This window comes from Streptomyces violens (genome assembly GCF_000717745.1).
GTDB classification, from domain to species: Bacteria; Actinomycetota; Actinomycetes; order Streptomycetales; family Streptomycetaceae; genus Streptomyces; species Streptomyces violens.
The window spans coordinates 52,094-69,117 of record NZ_JOBH01000021.1 but is presented as its reverse complement, the minus strand read 5'-3'; the positions used below and the strand labels follow the sequence as shown (position 1 = coordinate 69,117).

Below are 17,024 nucleotides of genomic sequence, written 5' to 3'. Positions count from 1 at the left end.
CGGGGAACACGAACCCCCGCACCCGGCACGGTCGTTCAGGACTACCGCACTTCAGGCATCCTGGGCGCGCACCTGCTCGCGGTACGTGCGGCGGGTGTGCTCGGTGTGGGCGCGCATCATCTCCGCGGCGCGGTACCCATCCCCCTCGGCGATCACCTCGATCAGCTCGCGGTGCTCCGCCCACGACTGCTTGCCGCGCTGCCGGGCGACCGGGGTGTAGTACCAGCGCACCCGCCGGCCGACCTGCTCGGCCAGCTCGGCGAGCACGGCATTTCCGGCCATCTCCATGATCTTGGCGTGGAACTCCGCGTTCGCGGCGACGGCCAGGTCCACGGCGTCGTCGCGCACCGCCTGCTCACCCCGGTCGCACAGCTCCAGCAGCTTCTCGATGCCGTCCCCGGGGTCGATCGAGAAGGCGGCGAGCTTGGCCGCCTCCGCCTCCAGCAAGGTCCGCACGCTCAGCAGCTGGTCGGCCTCCGCCTCGGTCGGCTCGTGCACGAACGCGCCCTGCGCGGGGCGCAGATCGACCCAGCCGTCGGTGTTCAGCCGCTGCAGCGCCTCGCGCACCGGCTGCCGGGAGACGCCGAGATGACCGGCGAGTTCGCTCTCGACCAGATGCTGGCCGGGCTGGAGGGCGCGGGTGGTGATGAGTTCGAGCAGTGCTTCGTAGACACGCTCGCGCAACGGGCCGGGGCGTTCGAGCTTCGGCACGGCCCCTTGCGGCAGCCCAGTGGACAGCATCGCGTCCCCTCTACGACTCGGACGCCGGCACTCCGTGGCTCCGCGGGACTCCGCGACTCGGAGACACCGGACGGCAATTGGTTATCGTCTACAGTCTACCGAGCGCAACCTACCGCACACAGCGCGCTTCGGTGACCCGTATCACCTCAACGAGCGGATCGGGCCTCGGTTTCCCTGCGTCGAACCGGACTTCGCGGGTACGCGGGGAGCCCTGCACGTTCACGAGAGGAGGAGCCCGGACCATGTCGAAGATCGAGGAATCGGTCGAGGTGGCCGTCCCGGTACCGGTGGCCTACAACCAGTGGACACAGTTCGAGGAGTTCCCCCGGTTCATGGACGGGGTCGAACGCATCGAGCAGCGCACATCCACACTGACCCACTGGGTCACCAAGGTCGGAGGGGTGACCCGCGAGTTCGACGCGGAGATCACCGAGCAGATTCCCGACGAGCGGGTCGCGTGGACCACCGTGGAGGGTGAGGCGCGCCAGGCCGGCGTGGTGACCTTCCACCGCCTCGACGACCAGCACACCAAGGTGATGCTCCAGATGGAGCACGACCCGGAGGGCATCGCCGACACGGTCGGCGACAAACTCGGCTTCGTCCGCCGTCAGGCCTCCGGCGACCTCGGCCGCTTCAAGGAGTTCATCGAGTCGCGCGGCACGGAGACCGGCGCCTGGCGCGGCGAGGTCTGATCCGCGTGCGACGCACCCGCTGAACCCGGACACGGCGGCCCGGTCGGAACACTCCGGCCGGGCCGCCGCCGCGCTCCGGCGAACGCAGCCACCATGTACAGGACAATGAGATCGTCGAGGTCACCTCGCCGCGCGACAACCCGGCGACCCATGACAACCTCTGCATCAAGGGCCGCTTCGGTCATCAACACGTACAGAACCGGGACTGATCAGTATGGGCAGGGTCACCGAGCGACGGCGCGTCATCCGGATCCGCGACGGAGCCGTGAGCACCCGCCCGGACACCCTGGTCGCCGAGGAGCCGCTGGAGATCCGGCTCGGCGGGAAGCCGCTCGCCATCACGATGCGCACGCCCGGTGACGACTTCGCGCTCGCGGCGGGCTTCCTGGTCAGCGAAGGCGTGCTCGGCAGCGCGGCGGAGCTGGCGAATATTGTCTACTGCGCGGGGGCGACGGACGACGGCAGCAATACGTACAACGTCGTCGATGTGCAGCTCGCGCCCGGTGTCGCCGTCCCCGACATCACCCTGGAACGGAACGTCTACACGACGTCCTCGTGCGGGCTGTGCGGCAAGGCCAGCCTGGACGCGGTGCGGACCACGGCGCGCTTCGCGCTCAAGGACGACGACGCGATGACTGTCGAGCCGGCCACGCTCTCCGTACTCCCCGACCGGCTGCGCGCCGCCCAGCGGGTGTTCGACCGTACCGGCGGACTGCATGCGGCCGGACTGTTCACGGTCGACGGTGAACTGCTGGAACTGCGGGAGGACGTCGGTCGGCACAATGCGGTCGACAAAATCATCGGGCGGGCGCTGCAGCAGGACCGGCTGCCGCTGTCCGACACCGTCCTGATGGTCTCCGGGCGCGCCTCCTTCGAGCTCGCCCAGAAGGCCGTGATGGCGGGTATCCCCATGCTGGCGGCGGTCTCCGCGCCGTCCTCACTCGCCGTCGACCTGGCCGCCGAGACCGGCCTCACCCTGGTCGGCTTCCTGCGCGGCAGCTCGATGAACGTGTACGCGGGCGAGCACCGCATCGCCCTCGACTCGCTGGACCGACGGTCGGACTGACGATCTTCAGAGGCAAGCAGACAGCGCTGCTGGGCTGACGACCCATCAGCCCGACCGCGCCCCTCAAGTGCAGCGATCATCCAGTCCCGGTGCGGCGATCCGGGTGAGCAGGTCGATGAGCTGGTCGCGCTCGGCCGGGCTGAGGGCTGCGGTCAACTCCGCGTTGGCCGCATCGCCGAGCTTCTGCGTACGGCGCAGCGTGCGGGTGCCGGCCGGCGAGATGGTGACGGCGTTCTTGCGGCGGTCGCGGGGGTCGGGCGCGCGGGTGACCAGTTCCTCGGCCACCAGATCATTGACGATCATGACCATGTCCTTGGGGTCGATGCTCAGGCTGCGGCCCAGGTCCGCCTGGGACACCGGACCCAGTTCGGCCACGGCCGACAGCACGGCGTGGTGCATCATCCGCATACCCTCACGGGCCAGCGCGTCGGCGACGAGCCGGTGGCCGCGTGCCGCGGCACGGCCGAGGAGCCAGCTGGGGAGGGCACGAATGCGCGTGGGTACATAGGGGGTTTCGGCCATGCCCTCAGCCTATCGAGCGAACGCAAAAAACATTGGGTCGGCCAATGAAATGCGCGCTATCGTTGGGGCACCCAACGTCTTGGCACACCCCTGGAGATACGCATGCGGCGCGTCCGGTTCTACGAGTACGGCGGTCCCGAGGTACTGCGATGGGAGGAGGCCGAGGCGCCCGTTCCCGGCCCCGGTGAGCTGCTGGTGCGTACGGAGGCGATCGGGGTGACGCTGCCGTCCGTACGCGCGGTGCGCGGCGACGGCAACGGCGGCGGCCCGCCGTTGCCCGGCGCACTCGGCGGCGAGGTCGCCGGAGAGGTCGTCGGCACCGGTGCGGACGTGATGGCGTATACGGTCGGCGATCGGGTCACCGGGCTGCCGTTCACCGGCTCGTACGCCGAACTGGTCACCGTGCCGGTCGCGCCGGCGAGCCGGATACCGGACGGCGCGAGCGCGGTGGACGCGGTGGCGCTGGTGCGCGGCGGCCATGTCGCGCTCGCCGCGCTCCACGCCGCGCAGCCCGTGGCGGGCGCTGCCGTCCTGGTCACGGGTGCGGCGAGCGCGACCGGGCACCTCGCGGTGCAGCTCGCGAAGATCCGTGGCGCGCGGCGGGTGGTCGCTGCCGTGAGCGGCGCCGCCGGCCCGGCCAAGGCGGAGTTCCTGCGCGGGCTGGGCGCCGACGAGGTCGTGACGTACGAGGACGAATCCTGGGGTGAGCCGGCCGAGATCGTGCTGGACGGGGTCGGCGGCGGGCTGCTGCCGCGGGCACTCGCGGCGTGCGCGCCCGGCGGGCGGCTGATCTTCTTCAACTCCGGCGGCGGCACGGTACCGGCGTACGAGCTGCTGGCCGGCGCGAAGACGATCACCGGCATGACGATGCGTCACTTCGTCGCCCGGAATCCGGAGCTGTACGCGCGGCACGGCGCCGAGCTGTGGGTGCTGGCGCGGGAGGGCCGGCTGCGCCCGGCGGTGCACGCGGAGATTCCGCTCGCGGAGGCGGCCCGCGCGCACGCGCTCATCGAGGCGCGCACCAACCTCGGCAAGGTCGTCCTGGTCCCCTGAGCCCCCTCTCCCCCATGTGCGAGCCCCGGCCGGGGCCGGAAGGACACCCCCGGCCAATCCGGGTGACGCACGGTCCTTGCCGGGGCGCCTGCGGGACAAGTACCTTCCTCCGCACGAACATGGGACGTGGGATGTCCATACGTGGGATGTCCAGATGATCCGTCCGGCGGGCCCCCGGGCAAGCTTCCCGAGCCCGCCGCGCGGCCGACGCCGATGCCTCGCCGATGCCTCGAAGGGCAGGTCGGACCATGACGTCAGATCCGAGCGAACACCGCAGTCCCGGCCCGAGACTCGGGCGACGCCGCTGGTGGGCCACGCTGGCCACGGCGACGCTCGCCTTCCTCCCCCCGGCTCCCGCACACGCCCAACCCCCCACCGAGGCGGCCCCGGCCGGCCTCACCCAGCAGGTGCTCTTCAAGGCCGCCCAGGAAAAGGGGTACGCCTGCTTCCGTATCCCCGCGATCGTCACGACCCCGCGCGGCACCCTCCTCGCCTTCGCCGAGGGCCGGGTGAACGACTGCGGGGACGCCGGCGACATAGACCTCGTGCTGAAACGGTCCACCGACGGTGGCCGCACCTGGGGCCCGCTCCAGGTCGTCAACGAGGGCGGCGGCGACACGCATGGCAATCCGGCGCCGGTCGTCGACCGCCGGACCGGCCGCGTGGTCCTCGCCGAGACCTACAACAAGGGCCGCGACGACGGCCGCAACTGCGATATACCGTGCGACCGCAAGCCGCACCTGCAGTACAGCGACGACGACGGCCGTACCTGGTCCAAGCCCCGGGACATGACGTCCGCGCTCCGGCCGCCGTCGTGGAACTCCTGGTACGCGACCGGACCTGTACACGGTATCCAGCTCACCCACGGACGGTATGCCGGACGCCTGGTCTACACCGTCAACGCCGAGAGCTACGGGGGCGGCCGGATAACGGCCAACCACGCCGCCCTCATGTACAGCGACGACGGCGGCACCAAGTGGCACACCGGCGCGATCGACACCTGGCGGACCGCATCGGACGGAACGTTCCGGCAGAAGCCGTCCGAGATGACGCTCGTGGAGCGTGCGGACGGCGGGATCCACGTCAACGGGCGGGAGCAGGACGGTACGGACCTGGGGCACCGCACGGCGGCGGTCAGCCGGGACGGCGGACGGTCCTTCGCCGAGCCGTTCCGGGCCATCCCCGATCTGTACTCGCCCATGGTCCAGGGCTCGGTGCTGCGGCTGCGGTCGCGGGCCGCCGACGGCTACAGCAGGCTGCTGTTCGCCGCGCCCGCCGACCCCGACCGGCGGCGCACCATGATGATCCGCTCCTCCTACGACGAGGGCCGCACGTGGGAGGGTGCCGACCGGGGCGCGCGGATCACCACCGACTGGTCCGGCTACTCGGACATGACGAACATCAAGTCCGGTGAGGTCGGGCTGCTCTACGAGGGCGGCGCGGTGGACGCGCGGGACGAGATCCGCTTCGCGCGGTTCACCGAGGACTGGCTCGGGCCGCGCCGCGGGCCGGACCCGACGACGCCGGACAGCGGGGCCGGTGCCCGGCCGGCCGCCGTGCTGGGCGGCGCCCGTACGGCCGACGGCCGTTTCGGGCGGGCCGTGGTGTTCGACGGCAAGGACGACGCGGTACGGCTGCCGTTCCGCTCGTCGCTGCCGCTGGGCGAGCGCGACTTCACATGCAGCCTCTGGTTCCGGTACGAGGCGAAGAGCGGCGAGCAGCCGTTGCTGTGGATGGGCGGCGTGGGCAGCAGGGCGCCGCAGGTGGCGCTGCGCGCCGACCCCGCGAAGAACCGGCTCACGGCGGACCTCACGGCGCTCGCGGGCGCCGGGCCCGCGAAATCCGCGCAGGCCGCCGTGGCCGGCGCGGCCAACGACGGGCGCTGGCACCACGTCGCGCTGCGCCGGTCGGGCGACCGTCTGTCGCTCACTGTGGACGGTATGCACACCGCCTCGGTGGCCGACGTGCCCGGTTCGGTCAGCCGGAACGACACGTTCGGGGTGCATCTCGGCCAGAAGCCGGATGCTCGCGCGCACTTCACGGGAGCGCTGGACGAGGTACGTGTCTACGGGCGCGCCCTGAGCGACCGTGAACTGGCCGCGGTACGGGAGCACAACGCACCGGCCGCGGCGCCGGCCGTGCTCCGGCTGCCGCTGGACCAGGTACGCGGGGACTGACGGGGAGGCGGGGCGGGGGCGGCCGGTCAGCGGGTCTGGGTGCGGTGCGCCAGGTCCGGATAGTCGACGATCAAGCCGTCCCCGTCGCACTCCAGGTCGCGCTGGAAGGTGCCCGAGGTGTACCGCGCCCGGGCGCCTTCCTCCGTGCGGGCGAGGTGCTCGTAACGCTGCGGGGAGGGCTGTACGGCCAGCTCCGGCACCGACACCCACGCCATCACGAACTCCCGTTCCCCCGGCGAGCGGTGCAGACCGTGGCGCAGCAGCGGCATGGTGTTGGTGAGCGGGCACAGCCCGAGGTCGCAGTCGAGCGCGTCCTCCAGACCCGCCAGCGGCTCGCCGCCCGCGGTCCACCGGCCCTCGTCGTCGCGGCGCAGGTCCAGCTCGCGGCTGCCGGCCGCGCTCTCGGCGCGTACCCGCAGCCGCCGCGTCACGAAGTCCTCGCCGGTCTCCAGCTCGTACGTGATCCAGTACGCCTCCGGTACGGTACCCACCGCCCGGCCGTGCGCGGACAGCGTCCGCTCGCCGAGGTCGACCCACGCGGTCTCGATGCCCTTGCTCGCGGTGACGTCCCAGGTGAGGACGTGATGGCCCGTCATGCAGGCACCCTAGCGGCGCGTCCCCACCGGGCCGGCGGCCGACACGGCACCGGTCCCGCCGTCCGCCGCCTGCTCGGCGACCCCTGCCGCTTCCGCCGCCTCGGCCTGCCGCGCGTACCGCTTGGCGAGCACCGCGCAGACCATCAGCTGCATCTGGTGGAAGAGCATCAGGGGCAGCACCGCGAGGCTGGCCTGCGCGCCGAACAGCACGCTGGCCATCGGCAGCCCGGCCGCCAGGCTCTTCTTCGAGCCCGCGAAGGTGATCGCGACGCGGTCGGCGCGCGGGAAGCCCAGCTTCCGTGAGCCGTACGTGGTCAGGGTCAGCATCACGGCCAGCAGTACGGCCTCGACGGCCACCAGCTCCACCAGCCGCCAGAAGGAGACCCGGCCCCAGATGCCCTGGACCATGCCGGCGCTGAACGCGGTGTAGACGACGAGCAGGATCGAGCCGCGGTCGACGTAGCCGAGCACCTTCTTGTACCGGGTGAGGAAGCCCGAGATCCAGCGGCGCAGCAGCTGTCCGGCGACGAAGGGCACCAGTAGCTGGAAGACGATGGAGAGCAGCGAGTCGGCGGAGAAGCCGCCGCCGTCGCCGCCCAGCAGCAGGGCCGCCAGCAGCGGCGTGACGACGATGCCGACCAGGCTGGAGAAGGAGCCCGCGCAGATCGCCGCCGCGACGTTGCCGCGCGCGATGGAGGTGAAGGCGATCGAGGACTGGATCGTGGAGGGCACCAGGCACAGGAAGAGCAGTCCGGTGTAGAGCTGGGGCGTCAGCACGTACGGCACGAGGCCGCGCGCCGCCAGGCCCAGCAGGGGGAAGACGGCGAAGGTGAACGCCAGGACCGTGAGGTGCAGGCGCCAGTGGCGCAGGCCGTCCATCGCCTCCCGGGTGGAGAGCCGGGCGCCGTAGAGGAAGAAGAGCAGGGCGACGGCGCCGGTCGAGGCGCCCTCGGCGCCGGTGGCCACGGGGCCTCTGGCGGGCAGCAGCGCGGCCAGCACGACCGTGCCGATGAGCGCCAGGATGTATCCGTCCACGGGGAGCCAGGAGGGGATCTTCAGCTGAGGGCGGCGCATGGTCTCTCTATCGGTCGGCGGCTCGGGCTGGGACAAGCGGCATGCCGTATGCGATGTGCAGCATGCGGTGTGCCGTATGCCCCGGGGCATGGACGGTGCCTACTCCAGGGTGCGCCAGTTCATGGCAATCGGGAAGCCCGCTTACCGTAGTCACTGTCATGCCGGAACGTGATGGGCGGGGGTAGGGTCGGAGCGTGTTCGATCCCGTACAGCTGCGGACGTTCCTGGCCGTGGCGCAGACCCTGAGCTTCACGCAGGCCGCGCAGCGCCTCGGTGTGCAGCAGTCGACCGTCAGCCAGCACGTGCGGAAGCTGGAGGCGGCGGCCGGGCGCCGACTGTTCGCGCGGGACACCCACGGGGTGGAGCTGACCGAGGACGGCGAGGCGATGCTCGGCTTCGCGCGCACGATCCTGGAGGCCAACGAGCGGGCCACGGACTTCTTCGCGGGGACGCGGCTGCGCGGCCGGCTGCGGTTCGGCGCGTCCGAGGACTTCGTACTGACCCGGCTGCCGGAGGTGCTGGAGGGGTTCCGCCGTGACCATCCGGAGGTCGATCTGGAGCTGACGGTCGAGCTGTCGGGGACGCTGCACGAGCGGCTGGCGGCCGGGCGGCTGGACCTCGTACTGGCCAAGCGGCGCCCGGAGGATCCGCAGGGGCGGCTGATCTGGCGGGACAAGCTGGTGTGGATCGGCAGCGAGCGGCTGCGGCTGGACCCGCAGCGGCCGGTACCGCTGGTGCTGTTCCCGCAGCCGGCGCTGACCCGGGGCCGCGCGCTCCAGGCGCTGGAGGCGCAGGGCCGCGAGTGGCGCATCGCCTGTACGAGCGGCAGCCTCAACGGGCTGATCGCGGCGACCCGCGCGGGGCTCGGCGTGATGGCGCACTCGCTCGGCATGATCCCGCCGGGGCTGGTCCGGGTGGGCGCCCGGGCGGGCCTGCCGGACCTCGGGGGCGTCGACTTCGTCCTGGTGCACGGCCGCCCGGACGCCCCGGCGAGCCGCCCGGCCGAGGCGCTGGCGGCCGCGATCCTGGCGGGCGGCGACCGGCTGCACCTGCCGTAGGGGTACCGGGGCCCCGCCACAAATCCCCCGCCTCAGAACCCCGTGTCGTCGAACTGATCCAGCAGCACATCCGCCGGTGTCTCGATGGCCGCCGCGCTGGCCCCCGAGAGCTGCTGTTCGGTCCAGATGACCTTGCCGCCGGGGGTGTACCGGGTCCCCCACCGCTGCGACAGATGCGCGACGAGGAACAGTCCGCGGCCGCCCTCGTCCGTGCTCGTCGCCCGGCGCAGGTGCGGGGCCGTGCTGCTGCTGTCCGCCACCTCGCAGATCAGGCAGCGGTCGCGGAGCAGCCGCAGCCGCATCGGCGGCGCGCCGTACCGGATCGCGTTCGTGATCAGCTCGCTGAGGATCAGTTCCGTGCTGAACCCGATGTCCGACAGGCCCCACTCCGCGAGCTGTGCCCCGCACTCGGCGCGCAGCCGGCCCACCTCCGCCGGGTCCGGGGCCACCTCCCAGTCCGCCACCTTCGCCGACGCGAGCAGCCGGGTACGGGCGACCACCAGGGCGATGTCGTCGGACGCGCGTTCGGGCACCATCGCGTCGACGGCGGCCTGGCACATCTCCTCCGGGCTGCGGCCCGCGGCGCCCTCCAGCGCCCCGGCCAGCATGTCCAGGCCGACGTCGATGTCGCGTCCGCGGTCCTCGACCAGGCCGTCCGTGAACAGCACCAGGGACGAGCCCTCGGTCAGCCGCAGTTCGGTGGTCTCGAAGGGGTGACCGCCCAGCCCCAGCGGCGGGGAGGGCGCGACGTCCGGGTAGGTGACCGTGCCGTCCGGGCCCATCAGGGCGGGACCGGGGTGGCCGGCCGTGGCCACGGTGCATACCCCACTCACCGAGTCGTAGATCGCATACAGGCAGGTCGCGCCCGTCACGCCCTCCCAGCCGCGGGCGCCCTCGCTGTCCTCCTCGCTGTCTATACGGGTGACCAGCTCGTCCAGATGGCCGAGCAGTTCGTCGACCGGCAGGTCCAGCGAGGAGAAGTTGTGCACCGCGGTCCGCAGCCGCCCCATCGTCGCCGCGGCGTGCAGCCCGTGCCCCACCACGTCGCCCACCACCAGCGCCACCCGCGCGCCCGGCAGCGGGATGACGTCGAACCAGTCGCCGCCCACCCCCGCCTGGGCCGGCAGATACCGCCAGGCCACGTCCAGCGCATCCTGCTCCGGGAGGCCGCGGGGCAGCAGGCTGCGCTGGAGGGTCACGGCCATCGCGTGCTCGCGCGCGTAGCGCCGGGCGTTGTCGATGCAGACCGCGGCCCGTGCGCTGACCTCCTCGGCGAAGGAGAGGTCCTCCTCCTGGAACGGCTCGGACCCCTCCGACCGCCAGAAATTGACCATGCCCAGCACCACGCCGCGGGCCCGCAGCGGCACCGTCACCAGGGAGTGCACACCGGCCTGCAGCAACGCGGCGCCCCGCGTCCGGTCCTGGTCGGACCACTCGTCCGTGCGCGTCAGGTCCGCCACGAGCGCCGCGCGGCCTTCGTTCAGGGCCCGTACCTGTGGGGTGGTCGACACAAAGTGGATCAGCTCGCCGAGGGGGTACAGGCCGGGCTCGCCCGGTCCGCCCTTGGTCGCGGTCCGCCGCATCCGCCATCCGGCGTGCACCGACGGCTCGTCCCCCTCCGTCACCGCGTCCAGCAGGTCGACGGTGACGATGTCGGCGAACCGCGGCACCGCCACCTCCGCCAGCTCCTCCGCCGTGCGCACCACGTCCAGGGTCGTGCCGATCCGCACCCCCGACTCGTACAGCAGCTTCAGCCGCTCACCGGCGACCTCCGCGCGGCCGGTCAGGGCGGCGAGTTCGGTGGTGTCGCGGAGGGTGGTGACGCTGCCGCGCGGTCCGCCCGCGCGGGCGGTCGACCGTACATTGACGGCCAGCAGCCGCTGGCCCACGTGGTGCACCTCGTCGGTGGCCGACCGTCCGGAGCGCATCAGCTCCACCAGCCGGTCCGGCAGTCCGACCGCGTCGACGGCCCGCCCGTCGAGGCCGTCGGGCAGCTCCAGCAGGCGCCGCGCCTCGTCATTGACCAGCAGCAGCCGCCCGTCACCGCCGAGGATCACCACGCCTTCGCGCACGGCGTGCAGGACCGCGTCGTGGTGCTCGTACATCCGGGTCATCTCGGCCTGGCCCAGGCCGTGCGTCTGGCGGCGGAGCCGCCGGGTCACCAGGGCCGTACCGCCGGCGGCCAGCCCCAGGCCCAGCGCGGCGGCGCTGAGCAGCACCGGCATCTGGCGGTCCAGGGTGCTCCCCGCGCGCTCCAGGGTGATGCCGGCCGAGACCAGGCCCACGAGGGAGCCGTCGGCGCGGGTGATGGGTGCGGTGGTGTCCACGGCGTCCCCCAGGGGGCCGCCGGGAATGATCTCCGTGTACGACTGTCCCTTACGGGCGGCCACCAGGGCCGGGCCGAAGGCGCCGACCACATGCTTGCCGATCAGCTTCCGGTCGGGGTGGGTCACCCGGATGCCGTCCAGGTTCATGACGACGATGTAGTCCACGTCGGCCCGTTTGCGCACCGCTTCGGCGCGCGGCTGCAGCTCCGCCGTGGGGTTCGGGCCGTCCATCGCCCTGGCCGCGCCGGCGGAGGCCGCGAAGGTCTCCGCCACGGACAGCGAGCGGTGCTCCGCCGCGTCGTTGCTGTCCCGCGTGGCCTGGAGGGCCAGGGCCGTGACGGCGGCCACCACCAGCAGCACCACGATGACCACTTGGAGGACGAAGACCTGTCCGGCGAGGCTGCGCGGATTCAGCAGGGAACGCGACCCTGCCCGCAAAGGGTGATGAATCCGACGATGACCCGCCATAACCAATTTCTAACACTGCTGCCTTCCTCCTGCCGCAGGGTCGCGCGCCCGGCCTAAGGGGGGTCCGCGCGCATGCCCTGACCGGACGTCACCCGGGGATGCGCCGACACCGGCTCGGTGGCCGGGCCGGGGCGCAGCAGGCTCAGCCCGAACATCAGTACGCAGTTGAAGGCCACCGCCACCAGACCGGCGTTGATGCCGCCGAGCCCGGGGTCGGTCACGTACAGCACGATGGATGCCGCGATGCCGCCGAGCATCCCCACCGAGACCGCCCACGGCCGCACCCGTCGGCAGAACATCAGCGCGAGCCAGCCCGGTACGAGCTGGCCGAGCAGGTAGTACGTCAGGTTGAGCACCGTCAGCATCAGCGTCGAGGCGGTGAGGGTGAGCACCGCGGCGGCGACCAGGAAAACCGCGACCACCGCCGTGGTGGTGCGGCGCTGGGCCTCGGGGCGGATGTTCGGCGCGAGGTTGCGGGAGACGATGCCGCCGATGGTCAGCGCGGTGACGGCCAGTACCAGGACGCCCGACAGGCCCGCGCCCGCGGCCACCACGCCCACCAGCCAGTCCGGCAGTCGGTCCTGGACGATCGCCATGAAGACCGTGTTGGGGTCCTTGACGTCCGGCCGGTCGGCGAAGGCGAAGTAGGCGGTGGCGACCAGGAACGGATACATCAGCATGTAGACCGGCATCCACACCGTCGAGGACTTGATCGCCCGCTCGGACTTGGCGGTGAAGATGTACGCGGCGGAGAAGCCCAGGTAGAAGGTGACGCTCTGGAAGACGATGGTGGTGAGCGCGAAGACCATCGGCGACCCGCTCATCGTCATCTGCGCGCGCGGCACGGAATGCGGGCCGAAGACCTCCGCCGGGCCGCCGCCCGCCGTCACCGCCACCACCCCGGCCACGACGATGCCCAGCACCATCAGCACGTCCTTCAGGATCGCGACGAAGGCGGGCGAGCGTACTCCGGAGACGGCCAGGTAGAGGAAGGCGATCACGCCCGCCAGGATCACCGACTGCACGGGGGTGATCGGCAGCCCGAGCGCCTGCAGCACGACCTGCATGCCGATGAACTGGTACTGCCCCCACGGCACCAGCGCGAGCAGCAGCGCGCCCGCGGTGACCAGCTCCAGGCTGCGGCTGCGGAAGTGCCGCCCGAAGACGTCCGGGATGGTCATCGCGTCGTACCGCACGCCGGCCCGCCAGATCAGCGGCGCGATGTAGTACCCGAGCGGATAGGCCAGCAGGATGTAGCCGAGGAACCAGATGCCGTAGCTCGCGCCGCCCGCGTAGATGCCCGCCGGAAAGCCGATCATGGTGCCGATGCTGTAGATCTCGCCGACCGCGAGGAAGTACAGCAGCCAGGGCGGGAAGGAGCGGCCGCCGACGAGGTACTCCCCGATCGACATGTTCTTCATCCCGCGCCGGGCGCTGAAGGCGACCAGGACCGAGAGCGCCATGACGCCGAAGAAGATCGCCGCGGTCATCTCGCCACTCCCTCGTCGCTGCGTTCGTCGTCGTCCCGGTACCGCGGTTCGTCGATCCGCCAGGCCACCCACAGGCACAGGCTGGTGAGCGGGAACCAGGCGAACATCCATGCCCACAGCAGCGGGATGCCGAGGATGTACACGTCCGTGTCCGCGAGCAGCGGCATGACGACGAGGATCGCCAGGACCGGCAGCCCGAGCCCGATGCCGACGCTCTTGCGCGCGCCGCTCACCGGCCGTCCCCTCCCCCGGCCTCGGCCGCACGCCCGGCGTCCAGCCCGGCGCCGCACCGCACGACCTCGCCGCCGATGACCGTCGCGTCCACCTGGAGCGCCCGCACCGCGTCCGGCGCGACGGCGCCCGGATCGGCGGAGAGCACCGCGATGTCCGCCAGCTTCCCCGGCTCCAGGCTGCCTTTCTCGCGCTCCTCGAAGCCGAGGTGGGCGGCCTGGCTGGTGTAGCCGCGCAGCGCCGTGTCCACGTCCACCCGCTGCTCGGGCCCCAGTTCGTGGCCGTCGCGGGTCGTCCGGCGCACCGCGCACCAGATGCCCTCCAGCGGCGGCACGGGGACCACCGGCGTGTCCGAGTGCAGGCCGAAGGTCACCCCGTGCTTGACCGCGGAGGCGAGCGGGTCGATGCGCCGCGCCCGCTCGGGGCCGAGGAACCGGTCCCGGTGCCGGTCGCCCCAGTAGTAGACGTGCTTGATGAAGAAGGACGCGAGGATGCCCGCCGCGGCCATCTGGTCCAGCTGCCGCTCGCTGACCATCTGGCAGTGCTCGATACGGTGCCGCCGGTCGCCCTCCAGCGGGTCGAGGCCGAGCTTCGCGTACGCCTCCAGGATCGCCTGGATCGCCCCGTCCCCGTTGCCGTGGATCGCGACCTGCCAGCCCGCCTCGTGCAGCGTGGCCACCCGCCTGCTGAGATCGTCCTGCGGGAAGATCAGCAGCCCGTTCTTGTCCGGCGCGCAGGCGTACCCCTCCGAGACGCAGCCGGTCAGCCCCTGCAGCGAGCCGTCGGCCCACAGCTTCACGCCGGCCACCCGGAAGAGGTCGTCGCCGAGCCCGGCGACGCCCGCCTCCACCGGGCTGAGCTCGCCGCGCGACAGACCGGGGAAGAGGTCCTGCACGAGGTACGCCCGGACGCGGTTGCGCAGCCGTCCCTTGCGGCGCGCCAGCCGGTACGCGTCGAGTTCCGCAGGCCCGCCGACCAGCCCGAGGCCGGTGTCGTGGACGGTGGTGACGCCGGCCGCCAGATAGGCGTCACCGGCCAGCCCGATCGCCTCGGCGAGGTCGGCGGTCTCCGGCTTGGGCATGGCGGCGTAGGCGGCGAACGCGGCGGTCTCCGCGAGCACCCCGTCCGGCTCACCCGCCGCGTCCCGGTGGATCGCGCCGCCCACCGGGTCAGGGGTGTTCCGGTCGATGCCGAGCAGCCGCAGCCCCGCTGTATTCAGTACACAGAAGTGGCCGGAGACGTGCTGGAGGCAGACCGGCCGGTCCCTGGACACCGGGTCGAGGTCGGCGCGGGTGGGGTGCCGGTCGTCGGCGAGCAGCGTGTCGTCGTACCGGTAGCCGCGCACCCAGGTGCCCGGCTCGGCGTCGGCGGCGGCCTGCTCCACCCGGGCGACGATGTCGGCGATGGTGGCGTTGGGCGGGCTGCCCGCGTCGACGTCCGCGGCAAGCGTCAGCCCGAAGAAGGTGGGGTGGTTGTGGGTCTCGATGAACCCCGGCACCGCGCAGCGGCCTTGGAGGTCCAGTACTCGGGTGTGCGGCCCGATGAGTCCGCGCACCGCGGCGTCGTCGTCGACGGCGAGCACCCGTCCGCCGCGCGCGGCGAGTGCGGTACGGGTCGTACCGGCCCGGTCCATCGTGCGGACCGTGCCGTTGAGCAGGACCAGATCGGCGGCTGTGAATGGATCGGCGGTACGGGGTACCTCGGGCATCGAGCGGTCACCACCTGACGCAGGCCGGCGCCTGCTGATCGGTATGGAATTTCCGACATGCTGCCCGCTGGACGACCGGCGGGACAGGACCAGATGGGGGTGGGTTGCACGAGTCCAGCCGCCGGTGACCGCACCGGCCCGGCCCTCTCCGGGTGCGGGCCGGCGAGGGGTGGGGCAGCGTGGTTGCCGTCCCGCCGAACGAGACGAAGGAGTTCCGGCATGGGTGACAAGGGCGCCATGGACAAGCTCAAGGGCAAGGCCAAGCGGATGGCCGGCAAGGCCACCGGCGACAGCCGGACGAAGGGCGAGGGCCGCGCCGACGAGGCCAAGGGCAAGGCGAAGAACGCCATGGACGACGCCAAGGGCCAGAGCCGGGGGATCAAGGACTCCCTGACGGACCGCGACGAAACCTGACCGGCACCACCCGCGCGGCCCGGCGGCCCGCTCCTCGAGAGCGGCCGCCGGGCCGTCGCGTCTTGACGCTCCCAAGGCGTCGTGAGAACGTTCCCACAGTCTGAGCGTGGGAACGTTCTCACTGTCGAAAGGTACTTCTATGCGCCCCTCTCCCGCCTTTTCTCGTCCCCGCGTTGCCGTTCTGGGCGGTGGTGTCATCGGGGTGTCGACCGCTGCGCAACTCGCCCGCCGCGGTGCGGACGTCGTCCTGGTCACCGAGGGCGAACTGGCCGACGGGGCGTCGGGCCGCTCGCTGTCCTGGCTCAACTCCTTCGGCGGCAAGCGCTCCGAGGCGTACCACCGGCTCCGGCTGCTCGGCATGGACCGGTACCGCACGTTCGCCACCCGCGTCCCCTCCTCCGACTACCTGAAGTTCGACGGCGGGCTGACCTGGGCGGCGCCCGGCGCGGCCGAGTCGCACCGGGCGGCGTTCGCGCACATGCGGCACAACGGATACGACGCCGAGTGGCTGACCCGCGACGAAGTCGCCCGGTGGACGCCCGGGGTGGACCCGGACGCGATCCCCGACAAGGGCGCGATCTTCAACCCGGGTGAGGGATGGGTGGACCTCGTCCCGCTCGTCCGGCAGCTCGCCGACGACCTCACCGCGGCCGGCGGCCGGATCCTCACCGGCGCCGGACCCGCCTCCGTCGTGATCGAGGGGGACCGCGCGGCCGCCGTACGGACGGGGGCCGGTGAGCGCATCGACGTCGACACGGTCGTGCTGGCAACGGGGGCCGACGTACCGGGCACGGTACGGCAGTACGGCGTGGAGATCCCGGACGCGACGTCAAAGGCGCTGCTCGTACGCACCAAGCCCCTCGGCACGGCCCTGCGCGCCACGCTGAACACCCCGCGCGTGGCGCTGCGGCCCACTCCGGACGGTGCGCTGGTGATGGACTCCGACGCCACGGCGCGCGAGGTGGTCGCCCATGCGGACGGCAGCTATGAGGTCAAGGACGCCACGGTGGAGAAGCTGCTGCGCGAGGCGTCGGCCGTCCTTGCCGGCCATCCGCCCCTGGAACTGGATTCCTTCGGCGTGGGCCGCAAGCCGATCCCGGGGGACGGCGAGCCGGTACTCGGTGAACTCGACGAGGTGGCAGGGCTGTTCGTGGCCTTCACCCACAGCGGCGCGACCCTCGCCCTGATCGCCGGCGAGCTGCTGGCCGAGGAGATCACCACCGGGGAACGCAGCCCGCTGCTCGCGGCGTTCCGGCCCGGCCGCTTCCGCTGACCGGGGAGAGCGCACTCACCGTCTACAACAGCGCGTTCACCGTCTACAAAAGACAATGGCAAGGAGGTTGCCCACTCCTTGCCATATACAACGTATAACACGGTGGGGGGCTTGCCGCAAGGCCCCGGTCATGC

General features: G+C 72.1%; 15 protein-coding genes and 1 pseudogene. 8 read left to right on the top strand and 8 right to left on the bottom strand.

Annotation, left to right across the window (positions count from 1 at the left end; translation table 11 throughout):
- Nucleotides 1-51: 51 nt before the first annotated feature.
- A complete protein-coding gene (locus IF04_RS0131610) occupies nt 52-741 on the bottom strand; it encodes a GntR family transcriptional regulator (RefSeq protein ID WP_030265701.1) in 690 nt (229 codons plus the stop codon).
- Between the two features lie 242 nt (nt 742-983).
- Here IF04_RS0131610 and IF04_RS0131605 point away from each other — a divergent pair, with 242 nt between their 5' ends.
- The 3 genes and pseudogenes from IF04_RS0131605 (at nt 984) to fdhD (ending at nt 2,499) form a co-directional block, all read left to right on the top strand.
- Complete coding sequence (locus IF04_RS0131605; RefSeq protein ID WP_030265699.1) at nt 984-1,433, top strand: SRPBCC family protein; 450 nt, start codon at nt 984-986, stop codon at nt 1,431-1,433.
- A 92-nt stretch (nt 1,434-1,525) separates the two neighbouring features.
- Nucleotides 1,526-1,642 (top strand): annotated as a pseudogene (locus tag IF04_RS37905) (2Fe-2S iron-sulfur cluster-binding protein); the annotation flags it as partial.
- 5 nt (nt 1,643-1,647) lie between these two features.
- Complete coding sequence (gene fdhD / locus IF04_RS0131600; protein WP_030265697.1) at nt 1,648-2,499, top strand: formate dehydrogenase accessory sulfurtransferase FdhD; 852 nt, start codon at nt 1,648-1,650, stop codon at nt 2,497-2,499.
- 63 nt (nt 2,500-2,562) lie between these two features.
- Here fdhD and IF04_RS0131595 read toward each other — a convergent pair whose 3' ends face one another.
- Entirely contained in the window at nt 2,563-3,021 is a 459-nt protein-coding gene (locus tag IF04_RS0131595) for a MarR family winged helix-turn-helix transcriptional regulator (RefSeq protein ID WP_030265695.1), read from the bottom strand.
- Nucleotides 3,022-3,123: 102 nt separating this feature from the next.
- On the opposite strand from IF04_RS0131595, the gene IF04_RS0131590 reads away from it, so the two are divergent.
- Complete coding sequence (locus tag IF04_RS0131590; protein ID WP_030265693.1) at nt 3,124-4,074, top strand: quinone oxidoreductase family protein; 951 nt, start codon at nt 3,124-3,126, stop codon at nt 4,072-4,074.
- Nucleotides 4,075-4,322: 248 nt separating this feature from the next.
- Nucleotides 4,323-6,251 (top strand): sialidase family protein, encoded by a 1,929-nt coding sequence (locus tag IF04_RS0131585; protein WP_030265691.1) that lies wholly within the window; start codon nt 4,323-4,325, stop codon nt 6,249-6,251.
- Nucleotides 6,252-6,277: 26 nt separating this feature from the next.
- Here the strand turns inward: IF04_RS0131585 and IF04_RS0131580 are convergent, their stop codons facing one another.
- Together IF04_RS0131580 and IF04_RS0131575 are read right to left on the bottom strand one after the other, a co-directional pair.
- Entirely contained in the window at nt 6,278-6,847 is a 570-nt protein-coding gene (locus IF04_RS0131580; RefSeq protein ID WP_030265690.1) for a putative glycolipid-binding domain-containing protein, read from the bottom strand.
- Between the two features lie 9 nt (nt 6,848-6,856).
- Nucleotides 6,857-7,921: a bile acid:sodium symporter family protein gene (locus IF04_RS0131575; protein WP_037961426.1), complete on the bottom strand. Its 1,065-nt coding sequence runs from the start codon at nt 7,919-7,921 to the stop codon at nt 6,857-6,859.
- Nucleotides 7,922-8,115: 194 nt separating this feature from the next.
- Between IF04_RS0131575 and IF04_RS0131570 the strand changes: the two genes are divergently transcribed.
- Entirely contained in the window at nt 8,116-8,979 is an 864-nt protein-coding gene (locus IF04_RS0131570; RefSeq protein ID WP_030265684.1) for a LysR substrate-binding domain-containing protein, read from the top strand.
- A 32-nt stretch (nt 8,980-9,011) separates the two neighbouring features.
- Here IF04_RS0131570 and IF04_RS0131565 read toward each other — a convergent pair whose 3' ends face one another.
- From IF04_RS0131565 to IF04_RS0131550, 4 genes are read right to left on the bottom strand one after another with little or no spacing between them, the layout of a single operon-like run.
- On the bottom strand, nt 9,012-11,774 hold the full coding sequence (locus IF04_RS0131565; protein ID WP_078601047.1) for a SpoIIE family protein phosphatase: 2,763 nt from the start codon (nt 11,772-11,774) through the stop codon (nt 9,012-9,014).
- A 53-nt stretch (nt 11,775-11,827) separates the two neighbouring features.
- Entirely contained in the window at nt 11,828-13,264 is a 1,437-nt protein-coding gene (locus IF04_RS0131560; protein ID WP_051831740.1) for a sodium:solute symporter family protein, read from the bottom strand.
- On the bottom strand, nt 13,261-13,497 hold the full coding sequence (locus IF04_RS0131555; protein WP_030265681.1) for a DUF3311 domain-containing protein: 237 nt from the start codon (nt 13,495-13,497) through the stop codon (nt 13,261-13,263). Before IF04_RS0131555 ends, IF04_RS0131560 begins: the two co-directional genes overlap by 4 nt.
- Nucleotides 13,494-15,203 (bottom strand): amidohydrolase, encoded by a 1,710-nt coding sequence (locus tag IF04_RS0131550; protein WP_063829556.1) that lies wholly within the window; start codon nt 15,201-15,203, stop codon nt 13,494-13,496. Before IF04_RS0131550 ends, IF04_RS0131555 begins: the two co-directional genes overlap by 4 nt.
- A 219-nt stretch (nt 15,204-15,422) precedes the next feature.
- On the opposite strand from IF04_RS0131550, the gene IF04_RS0131545 reads away from it, so the two are divergent.
- Complete coding sequence (locus tag IF04_RS0131545) at nt 15,423-15,617, top strand: CsbD family protein (protein WP_030265679.1); 195 nt, start codon at nt 15,423-15,425, stop codon at nt 15,615-15,617.
- Between the two features lie 139 nt (nt 15,618-15,756).
- Nucleotides 15,757-16,890, top strand: coding sequence for an NAD(P)/FAD-dependent oxidoreductase (locus IF04_RS0131540; protein ID WP_030265678.1), 1,134 nt, complete (start codon nt 15,757-15,759; stop codon nt 16,888-16,890).
- The last annotated feature ends 134 nt before the right edge of the window (nt 16,891-17,024 follow it).

Bases quoted from the DNA above. Each gene is read 5' to 3' on its own strand.
- IF04_RS0131610 (WP_030265701.1), bottom strand. From the start codon at position 741: ATGCTGTCCACTGGGCTGCCGCAAGGGGCCGTGCCGAAGCTCGAACGC.
- IF04_RS0131605 (WP_030265699.1), top strand. From the start codon at position 984: ATGTCGAAGATCGAGGAATCGGTCGAGGTGGCCGTCCCGGTACCGGTG.
- fdhD (WP_030265697.1), top strand. From the start codon at position 1,648: ATGGGCAGGGTCACCGAGCGACGGCGCGTCATCCGGATCCGCGACGGA.
- IF04_RS0131595 (WP_030265695.1), bottom strand. From the start codon at position 3,021: ATGGCCGAAACCCCCTATGTACCCACGCGCATTCGTGCCCTCCCCAGC.
- IF04_RS0131590 (WP_030265693.1), top strand. From the start codon at position 3,124: ATGCGGCGCGTCCGGTTCTACGAGTACGGCGGTCCCGAGGTACTGCGA.
- IF04_RS0131585 (WP_030265691.1), top strand. From the start codon at position 4,323: ATGACGTCAGATCCGAGCGAACACCGCAGTCCCGGCCCGAGACTCGGG.
- IF04_RS0131580 (WP_030265690.1), bottom strand. From the start codon at position 6,847: ATGACGGGCCATCACGTCCTCACCTGGGACGTCACCGCGAGCAAGGGC.
- IF04_RS0131575 (WP_037961426.1), bottom strand. From the start codon at position 7,921: ATGCGCCGCCCTCAGCTGAAGATCCCCTCCTGGCTCCCCGTGGACGGA.
- IF04_RS0131565 (WP_078601047.1), bottom strand. From the start codon at position 11,774: ATGGCGGGTCATCGTCGGATTCATCACCCTTTGCGGGCAGGGTCGCGT.
- IF04_RS0131560 (WP_051831740.1), bottom strand. From the start codon at position 13,264: ATGACCGCGGCGATCTTCTTCGGCGTCATGGCGCTCTCGGTCCTGGTC.
- IF04_RS0131550 (WP_063829556.1), bottom strand. From the start codon at position 15,203: ATGCCCGAGGTACCCCGTACCGCCGATCCATTCACAGCCGCCGATCTG.
- IF04_RS0131545 (WP_030265679.1), top strand. From the start codon at position 15,423: ATGGGTGACAAGGGCGCCATGGACAAGCTCAAGGGCAAGGCCAAGCGG.
- IF04_RS0131540 (WP_030265678.1), top strand. From the start codon at position 15,757: ATGCGCCCCTCTCCCGCCTTTTCTCGTCCCCGCGTTGCCGTTCTGGGC.